This is a genomic window from Photobacterium sp. 1_MG-2023 (assembly GCF_030547945.1).
GTDB lineage: Bacteria > Pseudomonadota > Gammaproteobacteria > Enterobacterales > Vibrionaceae > Photobacterium.
On the sequence record NZ_JAUORR010000002.1, the window covers coordinates 220,974 to 237,306 of the forward strand.

Consider the following 16,333-nt stretch of genomic DNA (forward strand, 5'->3'; position numbering starts at 1 on the left):
GCCGTGTCCCTGCATCGACCTCTTTTGTGGACAGAGATGATCACCAATCAACCCAGCGGTTTCAGCGCGGCCTGAAAACGTTGCGTCAGATGCGCCGGATACGCTGCGGTGAGCGAGACGGAATCGCATGCCTGAAACTGACTGAAAGGGAGAATGGCCGCTACGAATGCAGTGATGAGTTGCGCTTCATCTATCTTGTGTTGTTCCAGATGCAAAGCTTTCACTTCCAGATGGCGGATGCTTCGGTGTGCTTTGCAGTCGATGCGGCCGACAAAAGCGCCCCGGTACAGTAAAGGCAGACAAAAGTAGCCAAACTGACGTTTGGCCTCAGGCACATAACATTCAATCTGATAATCATAGTCAAACAGCGATTTGAGCCGATCCCGCTGAATCACGGCATTGTCGAACGGCGACAGGATCAGCATCCGCTGATTCAGCCGGGGAACCGGGCGCTCCAGTGCCCCGGCGTCCATCACAAAGACTTCTCCGCTGCTGACTTTCACTTGTTCCAGCTCGCCCATCGCCAGCTTTTCCTGCACTAAGTCTTTCACCGCTTTGCGCAGGTCGGTGCTGCGGCGCAGATATGTCAGCCCCTTCATCGACATCAACCCATGACCACGCAGTTGACGGTCCAGCAAATGCGCTGCGAATTCCGCCATATCCGGCATTTGAGTGTTCACATGGGAAGGCAATACCCGCTCGGTTAAATCATAGGTTTTCTGAAAGCCTTCGCGACTGCTGACCATCAGGTCTCCTTCCATATACAGCTGCTCAAGCGCTTTTTTGGCGGGTTTCCAGTCCCACCAGCCTGCCCGCTTTTTCGCTTTCGTTTCAATATCTCTGGACCGAAGCGGACCATCGGAACGGATACGGGCCAGCAACTCTCCCATCAATTTCTGATCCCGTTCCCGATACCATTGGGTCTGTCCACTTTTGATGGCCTGTTTGTAAGGTAAGGAAAAGCGAAAATCAGCCATGGGAAGAAACGCTGCTGCGTGCGCCCAGTATTCAAAAATGTCACCATTTAGCAGGAGCTGGTTGGTCATCTCGGGTTTGAACTGCGGCACTCTGGAATGAATGACGTGATGGTGAGCCCGCTCGACCACGGCAATGGTATCAATCTGAACATAACCCAGATGTTCAATGGCTTTTCTGGCCCCGGCCAATCCGGTGCCATAGGGCTTTACCTGTGACAACCCCTGCGCAGCCAGTGCCAGCCGGCGTAATCGTACAATATCCTGTTTGCTTTTGACTTCCATCACCATCCTACTTCCCTGATGTCTTCATGTACCGTCGTATACCGATGACTTTAATGTAACACGCCGGGTATGAAGTGCATCTTGCCTGTTCACCGTGAGGCATGCAAAGGAACACAGAATCATCACCCGTATTTTCAATCCAGCGTTCACTTTACAGATTCACTGCCATCGTAATGATTTTGATTGAACTCAACAGCACGAAGCCATGAATGCAATATGCCAACAAACGGTCATTGAACCGAAAATACAGCACACTGCCGACTTTTGCTCCGATGAATATCCCGATAACCAGGGCACCACACAGGGTCCAGTCCAGGGTCCCCGAAGCAATACGACCGACAAATAATCCCGAGGCAGCAATCAAACCAATCACGGGGGCGGTGGCAATGGCCAGCTTTGGACTGCAGCCAAACAACGCAATCATGACGGGCAAATAGATGAAGCCGCCCCCTTGCCCGACAGCACCACAGGTGAGCCCGAGTATCACGCCCAACACGGGCAACAGCCAATGACGCTGATCATTATCGCCCAACCATTTTCGCCAGAATCCAGGGCCGGAAACTGAAATCAGGACGGAGCTGATGGCAAGCAACGCAAAAGTCACTAAAACGACCTGCGCCGATAAATGCACCGTAAACAGAGAGGCCAGCAGGCTGGCGCAGCCCATAGGAATGCCAAAATAATAAACCAGTTGATGATCGCGTTGCTGAGATCTGGCGTGATGAAATAATGCACTGGCGGCACCAAAAAAGCTCTGTGCCACTGTAAGCCCTGTGATCGTGACGATGGGTAATGCACTGCCACTGAACCATGGCAGACAAATCAACAACAATGGCGCCAGTAAAATACCACCACCAATTCCCAGCAGACCGGATAAACACCCCGTGACGATGCCCAGTAAGCCAACGATGATTTCCTGACTCATAGCATTGTACATCCTTGTTTTATCAATGCTTCTTTTGAAACCCTGAAGCATTTTATGCAACATAATTCAATAATAAAGCAGGCAATGTACAGCGATAAGATGTCAGATTTATTTCAGTTTTCCTTCACTTTGCCAGCCGTCCCTCCCAGGCACGACTCTACGTCGCTGAAATCAGGGTTCGGCTCGGGCAACCTCAGGATGCTGGCGCAGCAGGGCTGAATGCGCTTCATAAAACGGCATTGTATCCGCACCATGCTGTTTTGCTTTCTGATAGATACAGGCGACGAAAATATCTGCCGCAGAGAAGTGCTCCCCAACCGCGAACCCTGACCGAAGACAAAGCCTTGTCGACAGCCTCTCTAAACCCGAAGTGATCCATTGTCCGCGCAGTTCGCGTTTTGCCGACACCGTTAATTCGGGCCGGAGCGCTTTTAAAACCGTTCGATTCTGAGGCGTATGAATACTGGCATTCACGTATTCGCAGACTTCACGGATCGCCGCACGTTCGAAAGGTGTTTTTCCCAGTACTCCGGGCACCGGAAACAGCTCCTCCAGACATTCAATGATCGCCATGGATTCCGCAATTCGGTATCCGTCTACCGACAAACAGGGCACCAGTCCCAAAGGGTTCACGGTCAGATAATCCGTTTTCAGCTGGCTGTTATCCACTTCAACCCGGGTATACACAACACGTTTAAAATTCAACACCCATTCCACACGCGCGGCACTGTTTGAGCCTTCGGCAGCATAGAGCAGAACATCCATGTGAGTCTCCATTAGGCCGTTCGGCCAACACCGCGAGGTGTTATACCAATCGCAGTAAATAACTGGTCATCCTAGCTTGCTAAAATATTCGATAACTTCGTTAGATTTTTTGATTTTAGAATAACTACTTATCTAAAAATCCGCCTTGTTCTCAAACATTTTTCCGGCGCTATTTCTGATCATTTACTTACTTTGATTGGTATTATTCGTTGATGAACTGCCAGGTCTCTGCGCCATCGAACAGACGCACCCGCACCGAAGCAATCTCTGTTGGGGAAAACAGGTTGTAATTGACCGCCAGACGATCACTTTCGACTTTTGCCGTCGTTGAATAATGCGTGATACAACCACAATGCCCGCAACGATGAAAATCAATACACTTGTCGCCATGCGAATATTGCTGTGTGCCATGACGGCCAACGCTGATATCCACTTCAGATTCCGTCAGATAGCCCCACAACGCCGAATATCGGCTGCACAACGAGCAATTACAGCGGGTCGCGGTTTCAGTCAGGCGAGCAATCGTTAATTTCACATTGCCGCAATGGCATTGGCCTGTATACATCACGAAACTCCATTTCTGATTCAAAGATGACGCTTGAACTGAAGCTCAGTCTGGGCTGAATGTACACGCAGTCGTGACGGCACAGCAGCATCAAGCTTCCCTTTCGTGGCCTGTTAAATTGAGGGAGATTGCGCCCAATGCGCCAGCAAAAACTGCCAGACGGCCTCGGACGCTCTGGTGCGCTCCCCGACACAAACCAGATGAATCGGGCTCCGGTCCGGATGCCGCCACTCGGTCAGCACGGGCGTCAGCAAGCCAGCGCTGCATTCCTTTTGCACGAACCAGGGATCGACCATCACGATGCCCAGCCCGTCGCAGGCCATATCCACCAGCGCCCGGCTGTTGTCGGTTTGAATCACAGGCGTCACTTCGATAGTCTCTGTCTGGCCACTGGCATCCTGAAACGGCCAGAAATTAAATGTACTGCCCGCATTGCCGAACACCAAACAGTCATGCTGTTCCAATTCCTGCGGCGTTGCAGGCGCCCCCCGATCCGAGAGATAGCGTGCAGATGCAAACCAGCCCCAGCGCTTTTCCCCGATTTTGCGGGCAATCAATGAAGAATCCGGCAGTTGGCCGATCCGAATGGCGATATCAATCTTCTCGTCCAGCAAATCAACGGTCCGATCATCCAGACTCAGTTCAATCAGGATCTCAGGATACACCTGGCGCAGCTTTTTCAGCAAGGGAACCAGAAAACACTGTCCCATCAGGATACTGGCGCTCATTTTCACCCGTCCTTTCGGAACACCCTGTGTTTCATCCAGAATGCCATGCAGATTCGACAACACAGCCCGGAGATCCCCTGTGCCATGTAATAAATTCCGTCCGACATCCGTCAGATGCAATTGCCGCGTTGAACGATGCAGCAAAGGCTGGCCGACAAAAGTTTCCAGCTGTCTGATTTTTTTACTAACGGATGAACGGGGTAAATTCAGCGTATTCGCTGCCGCCTGAAAGCTGCCGCACTCAGCAACCCGGTGAAAGACATGCAGCAAAGGTAAGTTGAGATAAGAATCATCCATGTCGCTTGTTTCCAGAAGAGAACCAATTTGTATCTATATTGGTGCCTTATCGGAAACCATGCAACTTGATACGCTCTTTGTATCTCACAAACCTATATACAGAGGCAGGAGCAACATCATGCAAGGAAAAACAATTCTGATCACCGGTGGCACCGCAGGCATTGGAAAAGCTTTGGCTGAACACCTGATCAATACCGGCAACCAAGTAATCATCACAGGCCGCGATCAGGACAAACTCACTCGGGTAACTGCCGCGCTGGGCTGCACGGGTTATGTCGCCGACAACACCAATGCAGCACAAATCGCAAAGCTCGCCGAAGCTCTGAAACAAGATAAGATTCAACTGGATGGCTTAGTGCTCAATGCTGGCGTGTTCTATCCGGCGCCGATTCTGCAGTCCTCTGAGGCTGATTTCGACCAAACGATGAACATCAATACCAAAGGCCCCCTCATCACGCTGCAACACCTGCATCCGCTGCTGAACAATCCGTCCAGTGTTGTGTTTGTCTCCAGCATTGTTGTCACGCATGCCTTTGAAAACAGTGCCGCATACTCAGCCAGCAAAGCTGCTGTTGAAGCCATTGTCCGTGTTGCAAACCTTGAGTTCGCCGCCGATGGCATTCGCCTGAATTCAATACGGCCCGGCGTGACTGCAACAGAAATTCAGGCCAAAGCCGGAATGACAACGGCCCAGCAGCACGCCCTGTTTGATTCCCTGAACGAGACAGCCTTCGGAAAAGTCTTAACCCCGGCCGATCAAATCGGTGCGATTTCATTCTTACTGTCGGATCAGTCACTGGCGATGCGAAACGCAGTCCTTGAGGTCAATGGCGGTTACGGCCTGTAAATACAAACATCAGCCCTTCAGTACCTGCGCTGAAGGGCGATACACATCTGTGTTCAGTCCGCAGCCGCAAAATGTGCCAGTTGATCCGCGTAAGCTTTCTGGAAAGCCGCTCTTGTCGTCGCACGTTCCATATAAGCCTGACAGGCAGGATAGTCCGCCAGTGCATCAAATCGTCCAACCAGACGCAAGGCATCAGACATCACGATATCGGCAATCGAGAAGCGTCCGGCCAGCCATTCACGGGACGTTAAAACCGTTTCCATATGGCTGAGACGAGCCTCTAAAAACTGGTTCAGTGCCATGCTTCCCGGCGTATCCTGACGCTCCCCGGAGAACCGGACAATAAACCATGGCAACACTGCCATCTCGACGGAATTCAGACCGGCAAACAGCCATTGAATGGTTTCACTGCGATACCGCGGTTCCCGGGACATCAGTGCCTCGCTTTGCTCACCTAAATGAAGCAGGATCGCGCCACTTTCAAACACAGACAGTTCGCCGTCTTTCAGCCAGGGCACCTGTCCAAAAGGCTGATGCTGAAAATGCGCAGCATTTCTGTCCTGAAAAGGCACGGTTTCAACCCGGTAAGGTAGCGCAGCTTCTTCCAGTGCCCAACGTATCCTGACATCCCGTACATATCCCCGGGGGAATTCTGGGACCCAATCGAAGGTGGTGAGAATCAGTTCAGCCATAAAGCCTCCCTTCTGGTTTTCATTCAAGATGAATTCGTGATGGCAACTCATGCACGACAGAACAACCCACATGAAAAGCTTTAGATAATGTGGTCAACCAGCGCTGCTGATGCAAGGTGAGGATGACCAAACTGATACCAATCAAAGTCAGTCAATGATCAGAAGTAGCGCCGGAAAAATGTTCGAGAACAAGGCGGATTTTTTAGATAAGTAGTGATTCTACAATCAAAAAATCTAACGCAGTTATCGAACATTTTAGCAAGCTAGGATGACCAGTTATTTACTGCGATTGGTATGACCCCTCAACCAAAAAAGCGGAAGGTCAGGAAAGACCTTCCGCATCCAATCAGGCAGTGGATAATTCGTTTAAATCAGTTCAGCCAGCATGGTGTCGGAATACTCAACCAGCGACTCACCCGCTTTGACTTTGGCAACGTAATCCGGGTTGGCAATGAGCGGGCGACCAATCGCCAGCAAATCAAACTTCCCTTCCGCAAGCGCCTGACTGCCAGTTTCCGGTGTAAAGCCGCCGACACCAACCAGCGTCTGACTGTAGTGAGCGCGCATATATTCAGAAGCCGTGCCGCCCAGATAATCAAACGACATCTGGTCATCAAAAATACCAACATGCAGGAAGGCCAGACGGCGGGATTCAAGCTCAGCCAGCAGGTAATCAAACACCTCCCGGTCGCGCGCATCCGGTGTGATGTTGAAGTAAGCACCCGGGGACAAACGAAGCGCAGTTCGATCGGCACCAATCGCATTCACCACAGCATCCACAACGGCCAGCGGGAAGCGGGCCATATTTTCCGCGTTGCCACCAAACTCATCTTCGCGAATATTGCTGCTGAAATGCAGGAACTGGTCGATCAGATAGCCGTTCGCGCCATGAATTTCAACGCCGTCAAACCCCGCTTCCAGCGCATTAATCGCCGCCTGAGCGTAATCTGCAACCAGCTCTTCAATTTCTTCTTTCGTCGTTGCCTTCGGAACCACGTAGCTCAGTTCACGCATACGAGGTACTGTCCCTTCAACGCCGAGTGCTGAAGGGGCCAGCACGAACTCGCCGCCAAAGAAGTGCGGATGCGCGACCCGGCCGGTATGCCAGAGCTGAGCAAAGATTTTCCCGCCATTTTCATGGACTTTGTCGGTCACTTTCCGCCAGCCCGCAATTTGTGCCGGTGTGTAGAGTCCCGGGGTATTCGGGTAGCCCTGACCGTCCGGCCGAATAATGGTTGCCTCTGTGATAATCAGGCCAATATCAGCACGACGGGCATAGTAATCCACCATCGCCTGAGTTGGGACCAGCGCATCATCGGCCATACACCGGGTCAGTGGCGCCATCAGGATCCGGTTTTTCAGTGAGATCGAATCATTCAGATCAATGGATTGAAATAAGTTTTCCATAAGGTACACCGTGTCTATAGTTCTTGAACGCCCATTCAAGTTAGACGATCTTGAATGGGCGTTCAAGTATTTTTTGAATGGTTGTTCAAGATCAGTTAAAATCCCTGCGAACTTTACGGATAAGAGAGAATCGATGCGCAGTGCCGAATTTGACCGTGAAATGGTGTTACGTTCCGCGATGGATGCCTTTATTGCCAAGGGCTACAGCAAAACCAGCATGCAGGACCTGAAACAGGCGACCGGGTTGCATCCAGGTTCCATTTATTGTGCATTTACCAACAAACGAGGTTTGCTGGTCGAAGCACTGGAGCACTATCAGGCCGAACGGGACAAAGCTTTTGTGCAGTTATTTGACAGTCAACCCTCAATCATGGCTGGCGTTGCGGCCTATCTGGATCAGATGGTGGCCGAATGCGAACAGGAGAACATCAAAGATTGCCTGTTGCAAAAAGCGCTCAGTGAACTGGCGCAGGACGATAAAGAGATTGAACGTCTGATCAGTCATAAACTGAAAGACTGGGAACAACTGTTCGCCTGTAAATTTGAACATGCCCAACAAAACGGCGAGCTCTCAACCCATCGCAGTGCAAAAGCACTTGCCCGATATCTGGTCATGGGAATTTACGGCATCCGGGCTTATTCACACACACAACCTGAACCGGGAGAACTGCGTGAATTAAGTGCAGAACTGATGCAGCATATTCAGGGAACCTGAAAGATTCCCTGGGAACTCATGGGTCATCTAAGTCTATTTAAACCCATCTCATCCATTCCGAATGGGTTGCGCTTTTTTTCGTTTGGACAGATATTTCACGCCCAGCCAGGCAGAGGCGAGAATCACTCCCGTAAAAATGGAGACGATCCAAAACTGTTGCGGATCAACCAGCCACAATAATAAATACATCGTCAACATGTAAAAAACGATGATAACAGTCAGCCAGAGCGTTTCTGATCGTGCCACGGCAAAAACTTTTCTTTGAAACCAGTAAACAGGGATAATGATAAACGCAACCAGTAAAAACACTTTCAGGTTCACCACAGATAAATCCCAGGCACCTTCAACAGCCGCACCCAAGGTAAAAAAGTAAGTCATGATCCCGACAGACATGCCCATGATGATAAAGCCAGCCGATAGACCGACCTCGCTGATTGGCACAAAAAACTTCCGCATCAGGCAACACTTCGACGCCCTGTCTGCATCCATGCCTAACATCATCGCTCTTATCGCAACCAGCAAAAATCCAGAGGTTGAAATCATAAAAAATGTTCTGACAGAAAAAGGCTCGAAAACAATCGATTCGATATTCTCTAACGAGGCATTATTTTCAACATAAAGTGCCATAAAAAAGGAAGCGATAAATCCATACAGAGAAAAAACCCAAAAGTCATTCCATAAGGGTTTAAAGGGAATTGGTGTATATTGACTCATGTTGATCTTGTCCATAAAAAGTCCAGTCAAGGCGATAGTAATGTGTATGTTGAAAAAGTCACTTGATTGAATAATGATAAATAAACTTTTTGGGCGTTTCACTTTATATTTTTCATTTGATGAAAACTTGCGGGTTCAAACAAAAAACGGAAGGCTGTGCCTTCCGTTTCAGGTTGAGTTCAACAATCAGTGAATCAGTGAATCAGTGAATCAGTGAATCAGTGAATCAGTGAATTCATTCAATCCGCATTCATCAGAAGATCCACTGTATTTTCAATATCCTCTTCATCATAATCAAGATCTGCCAATTCAGCCTGAATCTGCTCACCGAGTGTTTTCACATGCGCGGGATGATCATCCAGCCATGTCCGCAACGCCGTTTCGCACCAATCACAGAAACTTTCTTCCCACAAATCGCCCCGTGCGAAAGTCAGCCGGGCTTTCAGAACCGGCAGAAACGCAGCAAATCCACCTTCAATGTGATCCTGATTGTCCCAATAGTGGTGGAAAAGCTGATCGATTTGCTCGCCCGTCCCTTCATATTCCGTGATCAGTGGTAAGGCTTTCAGGTATTCAACATACAACGGAATATAACGGGGATGGGCTTCTGCCAGTATACCGGCAGCATAATGACCGTAAGGCAGTTCATCCAAATAGAATGCCTGGATCTCATGGTGTTTTAACCAGTCAATCTGGGCCTTCAGGTAATTCTCCAGCGCATCCCATGCCTGCAGCGTTTTCGCCTGTTCAAAGAGGCTGTAGAGCAGCGCTGAACAATAAATTTTAGGTTTTTTCAGATTCAGCTGTTCCAGCAGATCTTCATCCATGGCGCGCACGAGCTCACGGATTTCACGCCCCATAAATCGCTGGTCAAATCGATGCTCGTAGTCGAAACGAACCGGATCTTCCGAAACCATGGCATCAGGGTGACGGACTTCTTCCAGCCAGCAGACCAGCTCTGCACGCATCGCCTCTGGCGTATCTAGAGCGGAAATCCGACTGAGTTCCTGCTGATAGCAAGCTTCGCGCTGTACATAGCATTGTTGTAATCGCTGAGCCTGATCATGTGCATTCAGAAGTTCTTTCTGGACAGTATCTTCGATTGCCAGCACATCCCGGATTTCTGCCAGTTGTTCCTGAATTTCATCCGGATCAGATTGGTCCCGCTCAACATAAGCCTGATAAGCGGCCAAAAACGCATCCATTTGATTGTTTTCATACAGCCAGTCACGGATTGGGAGTGCCTCGCACCAGTCGCAAAAATCATCCCAGCCATGCTGGTCTGAAGCGAAAGTCAGGCGGGCAAGGATGATGGGATAAGTAGCTGAAGTGATCCCAAGTTCAGGAATGATCTCACGCAGGAACTCCCCCACGGTTTCTTCCGGGACTGCGTCTTGGCATGTCGAGAGAAATTCAACATACAGCGCGCCATACTTGGTGATGTCATGACGCAACAAAGCTTCCGCGGCATAGTTACCGTAAGGCAGTTCTTCTGCGTACAAGGCGTCCCCCTGCTTGATGTCTCTCACCCATTGAATTTGCTGTCTTAAATAACTTGCCAGCAATTCCCAGCACTGGAGGGAGACCGCTTTATCAAACAGAGCATCAAGATAGGCATCAAAATCGAAGTCAAAGTCGTCATCATTCTGACAAAGATCAAAACGACTGACCGGATCCGAAGCATCGCCTTCGATTACTGATTCCAGCGCTTTGTGTTCATCGGTTTTGAACCATTCCTCAAAGCGCTCCCAGTACATCAAACCGCTGATCTCGGGATCAAAGTCTGCGTGATGGCTTTCATGCAGCCACTCATCCAGTAACACCGCCATCTGTTCCTGGGTTTCGGCCTGCTCGATTCTCGCGAGTAATTGCAGATAGGCTGCACTGGCTTCCTGTTTTTTCTCAGCCAGCTGTTCCAACAGGACTTCTAATGTTTCATCGGTGCGAGGATGACTGTCGCTGTTTTCATTCATTGTTGTTGTCCTCATTCTATTGATCTGCCAGTTATCTTATTTCTTATCAATTCAATGAGGCGGCGACCACGACGCAACTTTTATGAATCTATTTGATGAGCATTCAAGTCCTTAAATTTGTTTCTTCCCAGGATACTCCCGGAGACAGACACCAGGTCAGGCTATGCCTTCTTTCATGAATCGTGCCGCCGTCTACAATGGGATCATAATGTTCTGGGACTGTATCACCCCCGTTCTGGGCACTTCGGACTGCATTGTGCGCGCAATAAAACAGGTCTTCTAATTCAGCGACTTCTTCAAAAGATCGGCTTTTGTGCTGCTCAAGCAAATCCTGAATACTGGCATTGAGGCCCGGTAAAAACTCAAAAATCATGGCCTGTGTAATTGAGTCCGGCAGTTGCCCGATATTAACCTGAGGCTTCATCTCAAACCCGAGTACCCAGGCCAGTGCCCACATATTTTCCAGACGCCAACCAATCGTAGAGGTGTGCCAGTGCGCAGCACTCTCCCGTTGAAAATCCATGATGCACCGCTCCTGTTCCGTCATGTAATCACGAAGATGATTTCGCGCCACATAACCACGAATCCGTTCACTGGGTGCATTTTCCTCTGTCATCAACACCCAGGTGATTAACGCATCCAGCGCAAATAAGCGAGCAGCAATTTCTTCACGGCTGCGCAACTGCCAGACAGGCTGTTTTTCATGGGAAAGCGGTAAGCCCGGTGACACCTTGAACCCATCATCGGCTAATGCGGCTACATGATTTTTTCTGATGATTTGATAATCCATTGTCTTGCCTTTCTTAACACCACGCATTAAAAGTCAGGTTACTTCGGGAGTGGCAAGCAATCACCCGCACCATCCTCATCAAGGAACCGACTTATCAGTTTTCAATAGGCGATGAGCAGACGCCACTGCCGCTTCAGCAGACAGAACATCGGATTAAAAATCACGGGACAAAAAAGGGAAACCAGGAGAACGTCATCTTTCAGGTGAAGCTGCCGATATATTTCGGGTTCAAGGGAGCAAAAAACGCCCCCAGAACCTGTTCATGATAGCCATCAAATCCAGCACCTGCACAAACTGAATTATGAACTGTGCTTTATTTTTTCGGATTTCTGATTTTCAGGCTCAGATTGATTCAATTCATCTACAGCAGGTGTTTGCTGCACCGCACGTTTTTTCGAAGGCTCAACCTGTTCTTGCAATGCCTCGGTTAACTGATCCTGTTTTCCATCGTTAATAATGAACTCAGCCTCCCCTTCGACAGACGCCAATAGCGGCAGCGGTAATGTCAGCGAAAAGGCCACCAGCACGGTTCCCACTACAAACCGGTGGTTCGTTTTCTTTTCATGATTCATGTTTGATTCCTTTTTCACATTCAAGTCAGTGCTGAACGCCACCTGTAAACCACCACCTCCATGCTCAGAACTCCGATCAGCGCCTTACTTAAAGAGTGACGAATTGAACCCCATGACAACAAATCAAAGACCGATCCCCCTGATCGCGCCATGTTTCTCTGGAAAAAGCATAAATCCAGATACTGAGCGTGGTTTGATCGGATTTGAGCGCTTTCAGTAAAGCATGTGTCACAGGGACTCTTTTAAATGCCGGTGTCATGGGATGAGATGGCCGGGAATCAAATCGGCGAATGCCATCCGGTCCATGGCAATGACCCGAAGCACCCCAGCATTCCGAGTGGCCAAATAATGACAGTGTCCCGGCAAAGCCCCGACTCTCTGGCGTCACTTTCTTTGGCAGCTTGGGTGCAAAGAAGATCCAAGCAGTATAAGTCGGACGCAAATGATTCAGACCATAAAATTCCAGATAGGCTTCGCTGAAACGTTGTGTTTTCAATCGGCTCAGATCGATTGACGGTAATTGATAGCGTTGTTCAATCATCCTACGCTCTCCAGTCCGGTGCCGCTGATCGGAATATCATCCAGAGACATTGCGTATTCATATCCCAGCGACTGAAAATTCAGAACTTCCCCTGCGGTTAACCCAAAAGGTTCTAAAACCACGTCCTTCAGCCCGGCAGGAAAGTTTTCAATGCCATGCTTTTTTTGCCAGAGCGCCCATATTCGATCGATCATGCAATGATGCGAAAAAAAGAGAGGGTCGTAAGCCGCAAACGTCACATCCGCCATGGATTCGCCAACATATCCATGGATCGAATCATGCACCATTTCAAGCAAGTCATTGAACTGCTCATAGGCGCTGACCGAGTCAATCAGATAATCAACCAGCTCGCCCAGTGTCGCTCTGCCGTCCTGATTCACATCGGCAGCTGGAAAGGAAAACACGGGCATCTGCGTATCAGGATTGCGGGTCGTTCGCAGATGAATGGGCTGAGGGACCTGAGGCGGATTCAAGATAACTTCAGAATCGAACAACGGATTATCCTGCCCGTCTATCACCGGAGTCGAAAACGCAACGGGGATCCCTTGCGACTGTGTCCAGTCCCACCAGGGAATCGATGCATCCGGCTGAATATCCTGTAATGATTGCTCCAGCCGATGTAAATAAGCCCGGTGCCACGGCAGGAAAATCCTGGCTGTTAAATTCGAACGGCGGGAAAACTGATGATGCCAGCACCAACGCCCCGGCGCACCATGGAGTCCGGCAAAATGATAGAAGCCGCGATTATCCTGTATTTCTTTTGATGTCCGAATCGCCTCAATATAGTGCTGCATATGAGGGAATTGCGGAGAAGAAACCGGCAAACGATATTTCATCTGACCCGACATAGTTCTACCTCCTCTTTCAATTGATTCATCCAGATGACTCAGATTCAGCGTAGGAAAAATAAACCGCGGAACTCAGCCCACTTTATTCATCCGGGTTGCGATATCGCAGCTCAAACCCTCGCACAATCACATAAGCAATCAGTGAAAAGATGAAAAAGACCAATAACATCCAGGCAATGGATTGAAGTGATTCGATCAGCGTTCTGTAAATTTCAAGAACCCAGCGCTCTGTGGTTAAAACAGGCGGTGTGAAGTCTTCACTGGGTTCCCGGATAAAATTTTCCAGGCTGTAAATTCTCACGCCCCCAGAAACACCGACGACGTAAATGGCGAAGGTCAGATACTTAGTCCAGGCAAAGGAAAGATCAGGGGCAACCAACCGCTTTAATATGCTTTCAATCGGCTGGCTGAACAATTGAGACACCAGAAAACAAACACCCACGGAAACTGCAAAGGTGACCACTAACAATAATAAAAACAAGATGTTCCCCTTTTGTTGAGATGTGGTGTTCTCTCTCTGCTCAGGCAGGTTCTGTACCGTTGCAGCCATGCGCTGTGCTGAAGGTATAGGCGAAACTCATCCCATATGAGAAATGATGCATTCGGTTTTGAGACGTGACGCGGGATATGACGGCAGAAGAAAAAGCCGGATAAAAAAACAGCCAGAATACTTCTGGCTGCTTGCTGAACTGAATGAGGGAAACAATCAGTCTTTGAATTCTGCGAAATCTGCTGCGCAGTCGAGCAGTTGTTCACGGGTCATCATGAAGACACCGTGTCCACCATTTTCGAATTCAATCCAGGTGAATGGAATATGCGGGTATTTTTCTTCCATATGAATCATTGAGTTACCGACTTCACAGATCAGAATGCCGTCTTCCGTCAGATAATCCGGGGCATTGGCCAGAATACGGCGCACCAGATCCAGTCCATCAAAACCAGCCGTCAGGCCCAGCTCCGGCTCGTGGCGGAATTCTTCCGGCAGGCTGTCCATGTCCTCCTGATCCACATAAGGCGGATTGGAAACAATCACATCGTATTTATCTTTTGGGACATCACGCAGCAGATCAGAAAGCAGCGGAATCACTTGCTGTTCCAAACCATGATCGTGAATATTCTGCTCGGCGACAGCCAGCGCATCCGTCGAAATGTCGACCAGATCCACTTCCGCTTCCGGGAACGCGTAAGCACAGGCAATCCCGATACAGCCACTGCCGGTACACAGATCCATGATGCGGGTTGGTTCACGGGTCAGAAACGGTTCGAACCCGTTCTCAATCAATTCTGCAATCGGAGAGCGTGGCACCAGCACACGTTCATCCACGAAAAACTCCAGACCGCAGAACCAGGCCCGGTTCGTGAGATAAGCCACAGGCGTGCGCTCAGTCACACGGCGAACCACACGCTCCACAATGGCACGGCGCTCACTGCTGGTCAGGCGCGAATGGCGCGCATCCGCAGGAATATCAATGGGCAGATGCAGCGTCGGCAGCACCAGCTGCACCGCTTCATCCCAGGCATTGTCTGTGCCATGGCCATAAAACAGGCCTGCATCGTTGAAACGGCTGACGGTCCAACGTAGCATATCCTGCAATGTGTGAAGTTCGTTGACGGCTTCGTCGACAAAAATCTTATCCAAAATAGCCTCCAAATGGCGCTACAATACCGCGATAAAGTAGTTGGAAATTCATGATGAGTAAAAAAGACCCTGCCCTGGAAGAGAATGATTTTGCGCTCTTTCAGGAGGCCGTTAAGGGCATTAAACAGCTGTCGAATGATACCATAATCACCACACGCCGACAGCGCCCGAAAGCGGATCAGCGCAATGTGAGTACGAAAGACAGTCAAAACCACGAGTTTTACTTCTCGGACGAGTTCGAACCGCACCTGAGTGAACACGGCCCGATGCAGTATGCCCGTTCCGATGTGTCCAAGTATGAAGTGAAAAAGTTACGGCGTGGTGTTTATGTCCCGGATATCTATCTGGATATGCATGGGATGACCCAGCAGGAAGCCAAGCGGGAACTGGCAGCCATGATCGCCGCCTGTATCAAAGATGGGGTGTCCTGTGCTTGTGTCATGCATGGCATTGGCAAGCATATTCTCAAGCAAAAGGCACCGCTCTGGCTGGCTCAGCATCCGGATGTGATGGCATTTCATCAGGCGCCCCTTGAATTTGGTGGCGCCGGTGCCCTGCTGGTTCTGATTGAAATTCCAGAACGGTAATGCAAAAGTACATCCCGTAGAGTGTCAGGTCTCAGGGCCTGACGACTCCCACGGGTAACACTTTCAATACACTTCTTGCGTCAGTGAGCCCACATTCACAACCTGACCGTCCTGAATCAGCGTGACTTCACCGGTATCACAAATCTGCATCCGCACTTTGACGGAATTCTCATTGTAATAATGTTCGCAGTTGCCATTCCGAGCACTGTCGATACGGGAAAAGATGGTGATCCCGCCCGGTGACAGTATGGAAGGCGGTGCAATGAATGTCAGCGTGCTGCCCGTACTCGAAATATTCATTTCTTCCCGGACACCATTCACCCATTTAATTGCCCCGTTCGCGACAATATTCGGCTTCACCATGTTGGCAGCACAGGCAGTCAGTCCCAGACTGCCCAGCAAAACGAAAAGTATTTTCTTCATAACCCGATAATTTTTTCAGTCGTTCTTTTGGAATGATTGTACCCGA

Annotated in this window: 19 protein-coding genes; 3 read left to right on the top strand and 16 right to left on the bottom strand. The window is 49.6% G+C overall.

The features are described from left to right. Positions 1–47: 47 nt before the first annotated feature. The 5 genes from Q4579_RS02820 to Q4579_RS02840 form a co-directional block, all read right to left on the bottom strand. Positions 48–1,259: a winged helix-turn-helix domain-containing protein gene (locus Q4579_RS02820; RefSeq protein WP_303561456.1), complete on the bottom strand. Its 1,212-nt coding sequence runs from the start codon at positions 1,257–1,259 to the stop codon at positions 48–50. 151 nt (positions 1,260–1,410) lie between these two features. Then, entirely contained in the window at positions 1,411–2,184 is a 774-nt protein-coding gene (locus Q4579_RS02825) for a sulfite exporter TauE/SafE family protein (protein ID WP_303561457.1), read from the bottom strand. Positions 2,185–2,355: 171 nt separating this feature from the next. After that, complete coding sequence (locus Q4579_RS02830) at positions 2,356–2,949, bottom strand: glutathione S-transferase family protein (protein ID WP_303561460.1); 594 nt, start codon at positions 2,947–2,949, stop codon at positions 2,356–2,358. 202 nt (positions 2,950–3,151) lie between these two features. Then, the gene (locus tag Q4579_RS02835; RefSeq protein WP_303561461.1) at positions 3,152–3,514 is read right to left on the bottom strand and encodes a GFA family protein; all 363 of its coding nucleotides are present in this window, start codon (positions 3,512–3,514) and stop codon (positions 3,152–3,154) included. A 113-nt stretch (positions 3,515–3,627) separates the two neighbouring features. Next, positions 3,628–4,539, bottom strand: a complete 912-nt coding sequence (locus Q4579_RS02840; RefSeq protein ID WP_303561463.1) for a LysR family transcriptional regulator — start codon at positions 4,537–4,539, stop codon at positions 3,628–3,630. 118 nt (positions 4,540–4,657) lie between these two features. On the opposite strand from Q4579_RS02840, the gene Q4579_RS02845 reads away from it, so the two are divergent. After that, entirely contained in the window at positions 4,658–5,386 is a 729-nt protein-coding gene (locus Q4579_RS02845) for an SDR family NAD(P)-dependent oxidoreductase (RefSeq protein ID WP_303561464.1), read from the top strand. Between the two features lie 53 nt (positions 5,387–5,439). On the opposite strand, the gene Q4579_RS02850 is transcribed toward Q4579_RS02845, so the two are convergent. Next, entirely contained in the window at positions 5,440–6,078 is a 639-nt protein-coding gene (locus Q4579_RS02850; protein ID WP_303561466.1) for a glutathione S-transferase family protein, read from the bottom strand. A 366-nt stretch (positions 6,079–6,444) separates the two neighbouring features. Continuing rightward, entirely contained in the window at positions 6,445–7,485 is a 1,041-nt protein-coding gene (locus Q4579_RS02855; RefSeq protein ID WP_303561468.1) for an alkene reductase, read from the bottom strand. Positions 7,486–7,618: 133 nt separating this feature from the next. On the opposite strand from Q4579_RS02855, the gene Q4579_RS02860 reads away from it, so the two are divergent. Further along, entirely contained in the window at positions 7,619–8,200 is a 582-nt protein-coding gene (locus tag Q4579_RS02860) for a TetR/AcrR family transcriptional regulator (RefSeq protein WP_303561470.1), read from the top strand. Positions 8,201–8,248: 48 nt separating this feature from the next. Here the strand turns inward: Q4579_RS02860 and Q4579_RS02865 are convergent, their stop codons facing one another. The 8 genes from Q4579_RS02865 to prmB form a co-directional block, all read right to left on the bottom strand. Then, positions 8,249–9,016 carry a hypothetical protein gene (locus tag Q4579_RS02865; RefSeq protein ID WP_303561471.1) on the bottom strand — a complete coding sequence of 256 codons (768 nt, stop codon included), beginning with the start codon at positions 9,014–9,016 and terminating at the stop codon, positions 8,249–8,251. Positions 9,017–9,153: 137 nt separating this feature from the next. Continuing rightward, the gene (locus Q4579_RS02870; protein WP_303561472.1) at positions 9,154–10,887 is read right to left on the bottom strand and encodes a hypothetical protein; all 1,734 of its coding nucleotides are present in this window, start codon (positions 10,885–10,887) and stop codon (positions 9,154–9,156) included. A gap of 103 nt (positions 10,888–10,990) precedes the next feature. Continuing rightward, on the bottom strand, positions 10,991–11,677 hold the full coding sequence (locus Q4579_RS02875) for a DUF4272 domain-containing protein (RefSeq protein WP_303561474.1): 687 nt from the start codon (positions 11,675–11,677) through the stop codon (positions 10,991–10,993). A 299-nt stretch (positions 11,678–11,976) separates the two neighbouring features. After that, on the bottom strand, positions 11,977–12,249 hold the full coding sequence (locus Q4579_RS02880) for a hypothetical protein (RefSeq protein WP_303561475.1): 273 nt from the start codon (positions 12,247–12,249) through the stop codon (positions 11,977–11,979). Between the two features lie 88 nt (positions 12,250–12,337). After that, entirely contained in the window at positions 12,338–12,790 is a 453-nt protein-coding gene (locus Q4579_RS02885; protein ID WP_303561477.1) for a hypothetical protein, read from the bottom strand. Then, positions 12,787–13,638, bottom strand: a complete 852-nt coding sequence (locus Q4579_RS02890) for a tyrosinase family protein (RefSeq protein WP_303561478.1) — start codon at positions 13,636–13,638, stop codon at positions 12,787–12,789. The genes Q4579_RS02885 and Q4579_RS02890 overlap by 4 nt, the downstream gene beginning before the upstream one ends. Before the next feature lie 82 nt (positions 13,639–13,720). Then, on the bottom strand, positions 13,721–14,119 hold the full coding sequence (locus Q4579_RS02895; RefSeq protein ID WP_211645897.1) for a hypothetical protein: 399 nt from the start codon (positions 14,117–14,119) through the stop codon (positions 13,721–13,723). A gap of 225 nt (positions 14,120–14,344) precedes the next feature. Further along, entirely contained in the window at positions 14,345–15,277 is a 933-nt protein-coding gene (gene prmB, locus Q4579_RS02900; protein WP_303561481.1) for a 50S ribosomal protein L3 N(5)-glutamine methyltransferase, read from the bottom strand. 53 nt (positions 15,278–15,330) lie between these two features. Between prmB and smrB the strand changes: the two genes are divergently transcribed. Beyond that, positions 15,331–15,864 carry an endonuclease SmrB gene (smrB, locus tag Q4579_RS02905; RefSeq protein WP_303561483.1) on the top strand — a complete coding sequence of 178 codons (534 nt, stop codon included), beginning with the start codon at positions 15,331–15,333 and terminating at the stop codon, positions 15,862–15,864. 63 nt (positions 15,865–15,927) lie between these two features. On the opposite strand, the gene Q4579_RS02910 is transcribed toward smrB, so the two are convergent. After that, on the bottom strand, positions 15,928–16,287 hold the full coding sequence (locus Q4579_RS02910) for a hypothetical protein (RefSeq protein WP_249199128.1): 360 nt from the start codon (positions 16,285–16,287) through the stop codon (positions 15,928–15,930). Positions 16,288–16,333: the final 46 nt, after the last annotated feature.

Excerpts from the sequence above, each read along its gene's own strand:
- Q4579_RS02820 (WP_303561456.1), bottom strand. The coding sequence starts at position 1,259 with ATGGAAGTCAAAAGCAAACAGGATATTGTACGATTACGCCGGCTGGCA.
- Q4579_RS02825 (WP_303561457.1), bottom strand. The coding sequence starts at position 2,184 with ATGAGTCAGGAAATCATCGTTGGCTTACTGGGCATCGTCACGGGGTGT.
- Q4579_RS02830 (WP_303561460.1), bottom strand. The coding sequence starts at position 2,949 with ATGGATGTTCTGCTCTATGCTGCCGAAGGCTCAAACAGTGCCGCGCGT.
- Q4579_RS02835 (WP_303561461.1), bottom strand. The coding sequence starts at position 3,514 with ATGTATACAGGCCAATGCCATTGCGGCAATGTGAAATTAACGATTGCT.
- Q4579_RS02840 (WP_303561463.1), bottom strand. The coding sequence starts at position 4,539 with ATGGATGATTCTTATCTCAACTTACCTTTGCTGCATGTCTTTCACCGG.
- Q4579_RS02845 (WP_303561464.1), top strand. The coding sequence starts at position 4,658 with ATGCAAGGAAAAACAATTCTGATCACCGGTGGCACCGCAGGCATTGGA.
- Q4579_RS02850 (WP_303561466.1), bottom strand. The coding sequence starts at position 6,078 with ATGGCTGAACTGATTCTCACCACCTTCGATTGGGTCCCAGAATTCCCC.
- Q4579_RS02855 (WP_303561468.1), bottom strand. The coding sequence starts at position 7,485 with ATGGAAAACTTATTTCAATCCATTGATCTGAATGATTCGATCTCACTG.
- Q4579_RS02860 (WP_303561470.1), top strand. The coding sequence starts at position 7,619 with ATGCGCAGTGCCGAATTTGACCGTGAAATGGTGTTACGTTCCGCGATG.
- Q4579_RS02870 (WP_303561472.1), bottom strand. The coding sequence starts at position 10,887 with ATGAATGAAAACAGCGACAGTCATCCTCGCACCGATGAAACATTAGAA.
- Q4579_RS02875 (WP_303561474.1), bottom strand. The coding sequence starts at position 11,677 with ATGGATTATCAAATCATCAGAAAAAATCATGTAGCCGCATTAGCCGAT.
- Q4579_RS02880 (WP_303561475.1), bottom strand. The coding sequence starts at position 12,249 with ATGAATCATGAAAAGAAAACGAACCACCGGTTTGTAGTGGGAACCGTG.
- Q4579_RS02885 (WP_303561477.1), bottom strand. The coding sequence starts at position 12,790 with ATGATTGAACAACGCTATCAATTACCGTCAATCGATCTGAGCCGATTG.
- Q4579_RS02890 (WP_303561478.1), bottom strand. The coding sequence starts at position 13,638 with ATGTCGGGTCAGATGAAATATCGTTTGCCGGTTTCTTCTCCGCAATTC.
- smrB (WP_303561483.1), top strand. The coding sequence starts at position 15,331 with ATGAGTAAAAAAGACCCTGCCCTGGAAGAGAATGATTTTGCGCTCTTT.
- Q4579_RS02910 (WP_249199128.1), bottom strand. The coding sequence starts at position 16,287 with ATGAAGAAAATACTTTTCGTTTTGCTGGGCAGTCTGGGACTGACTGCC.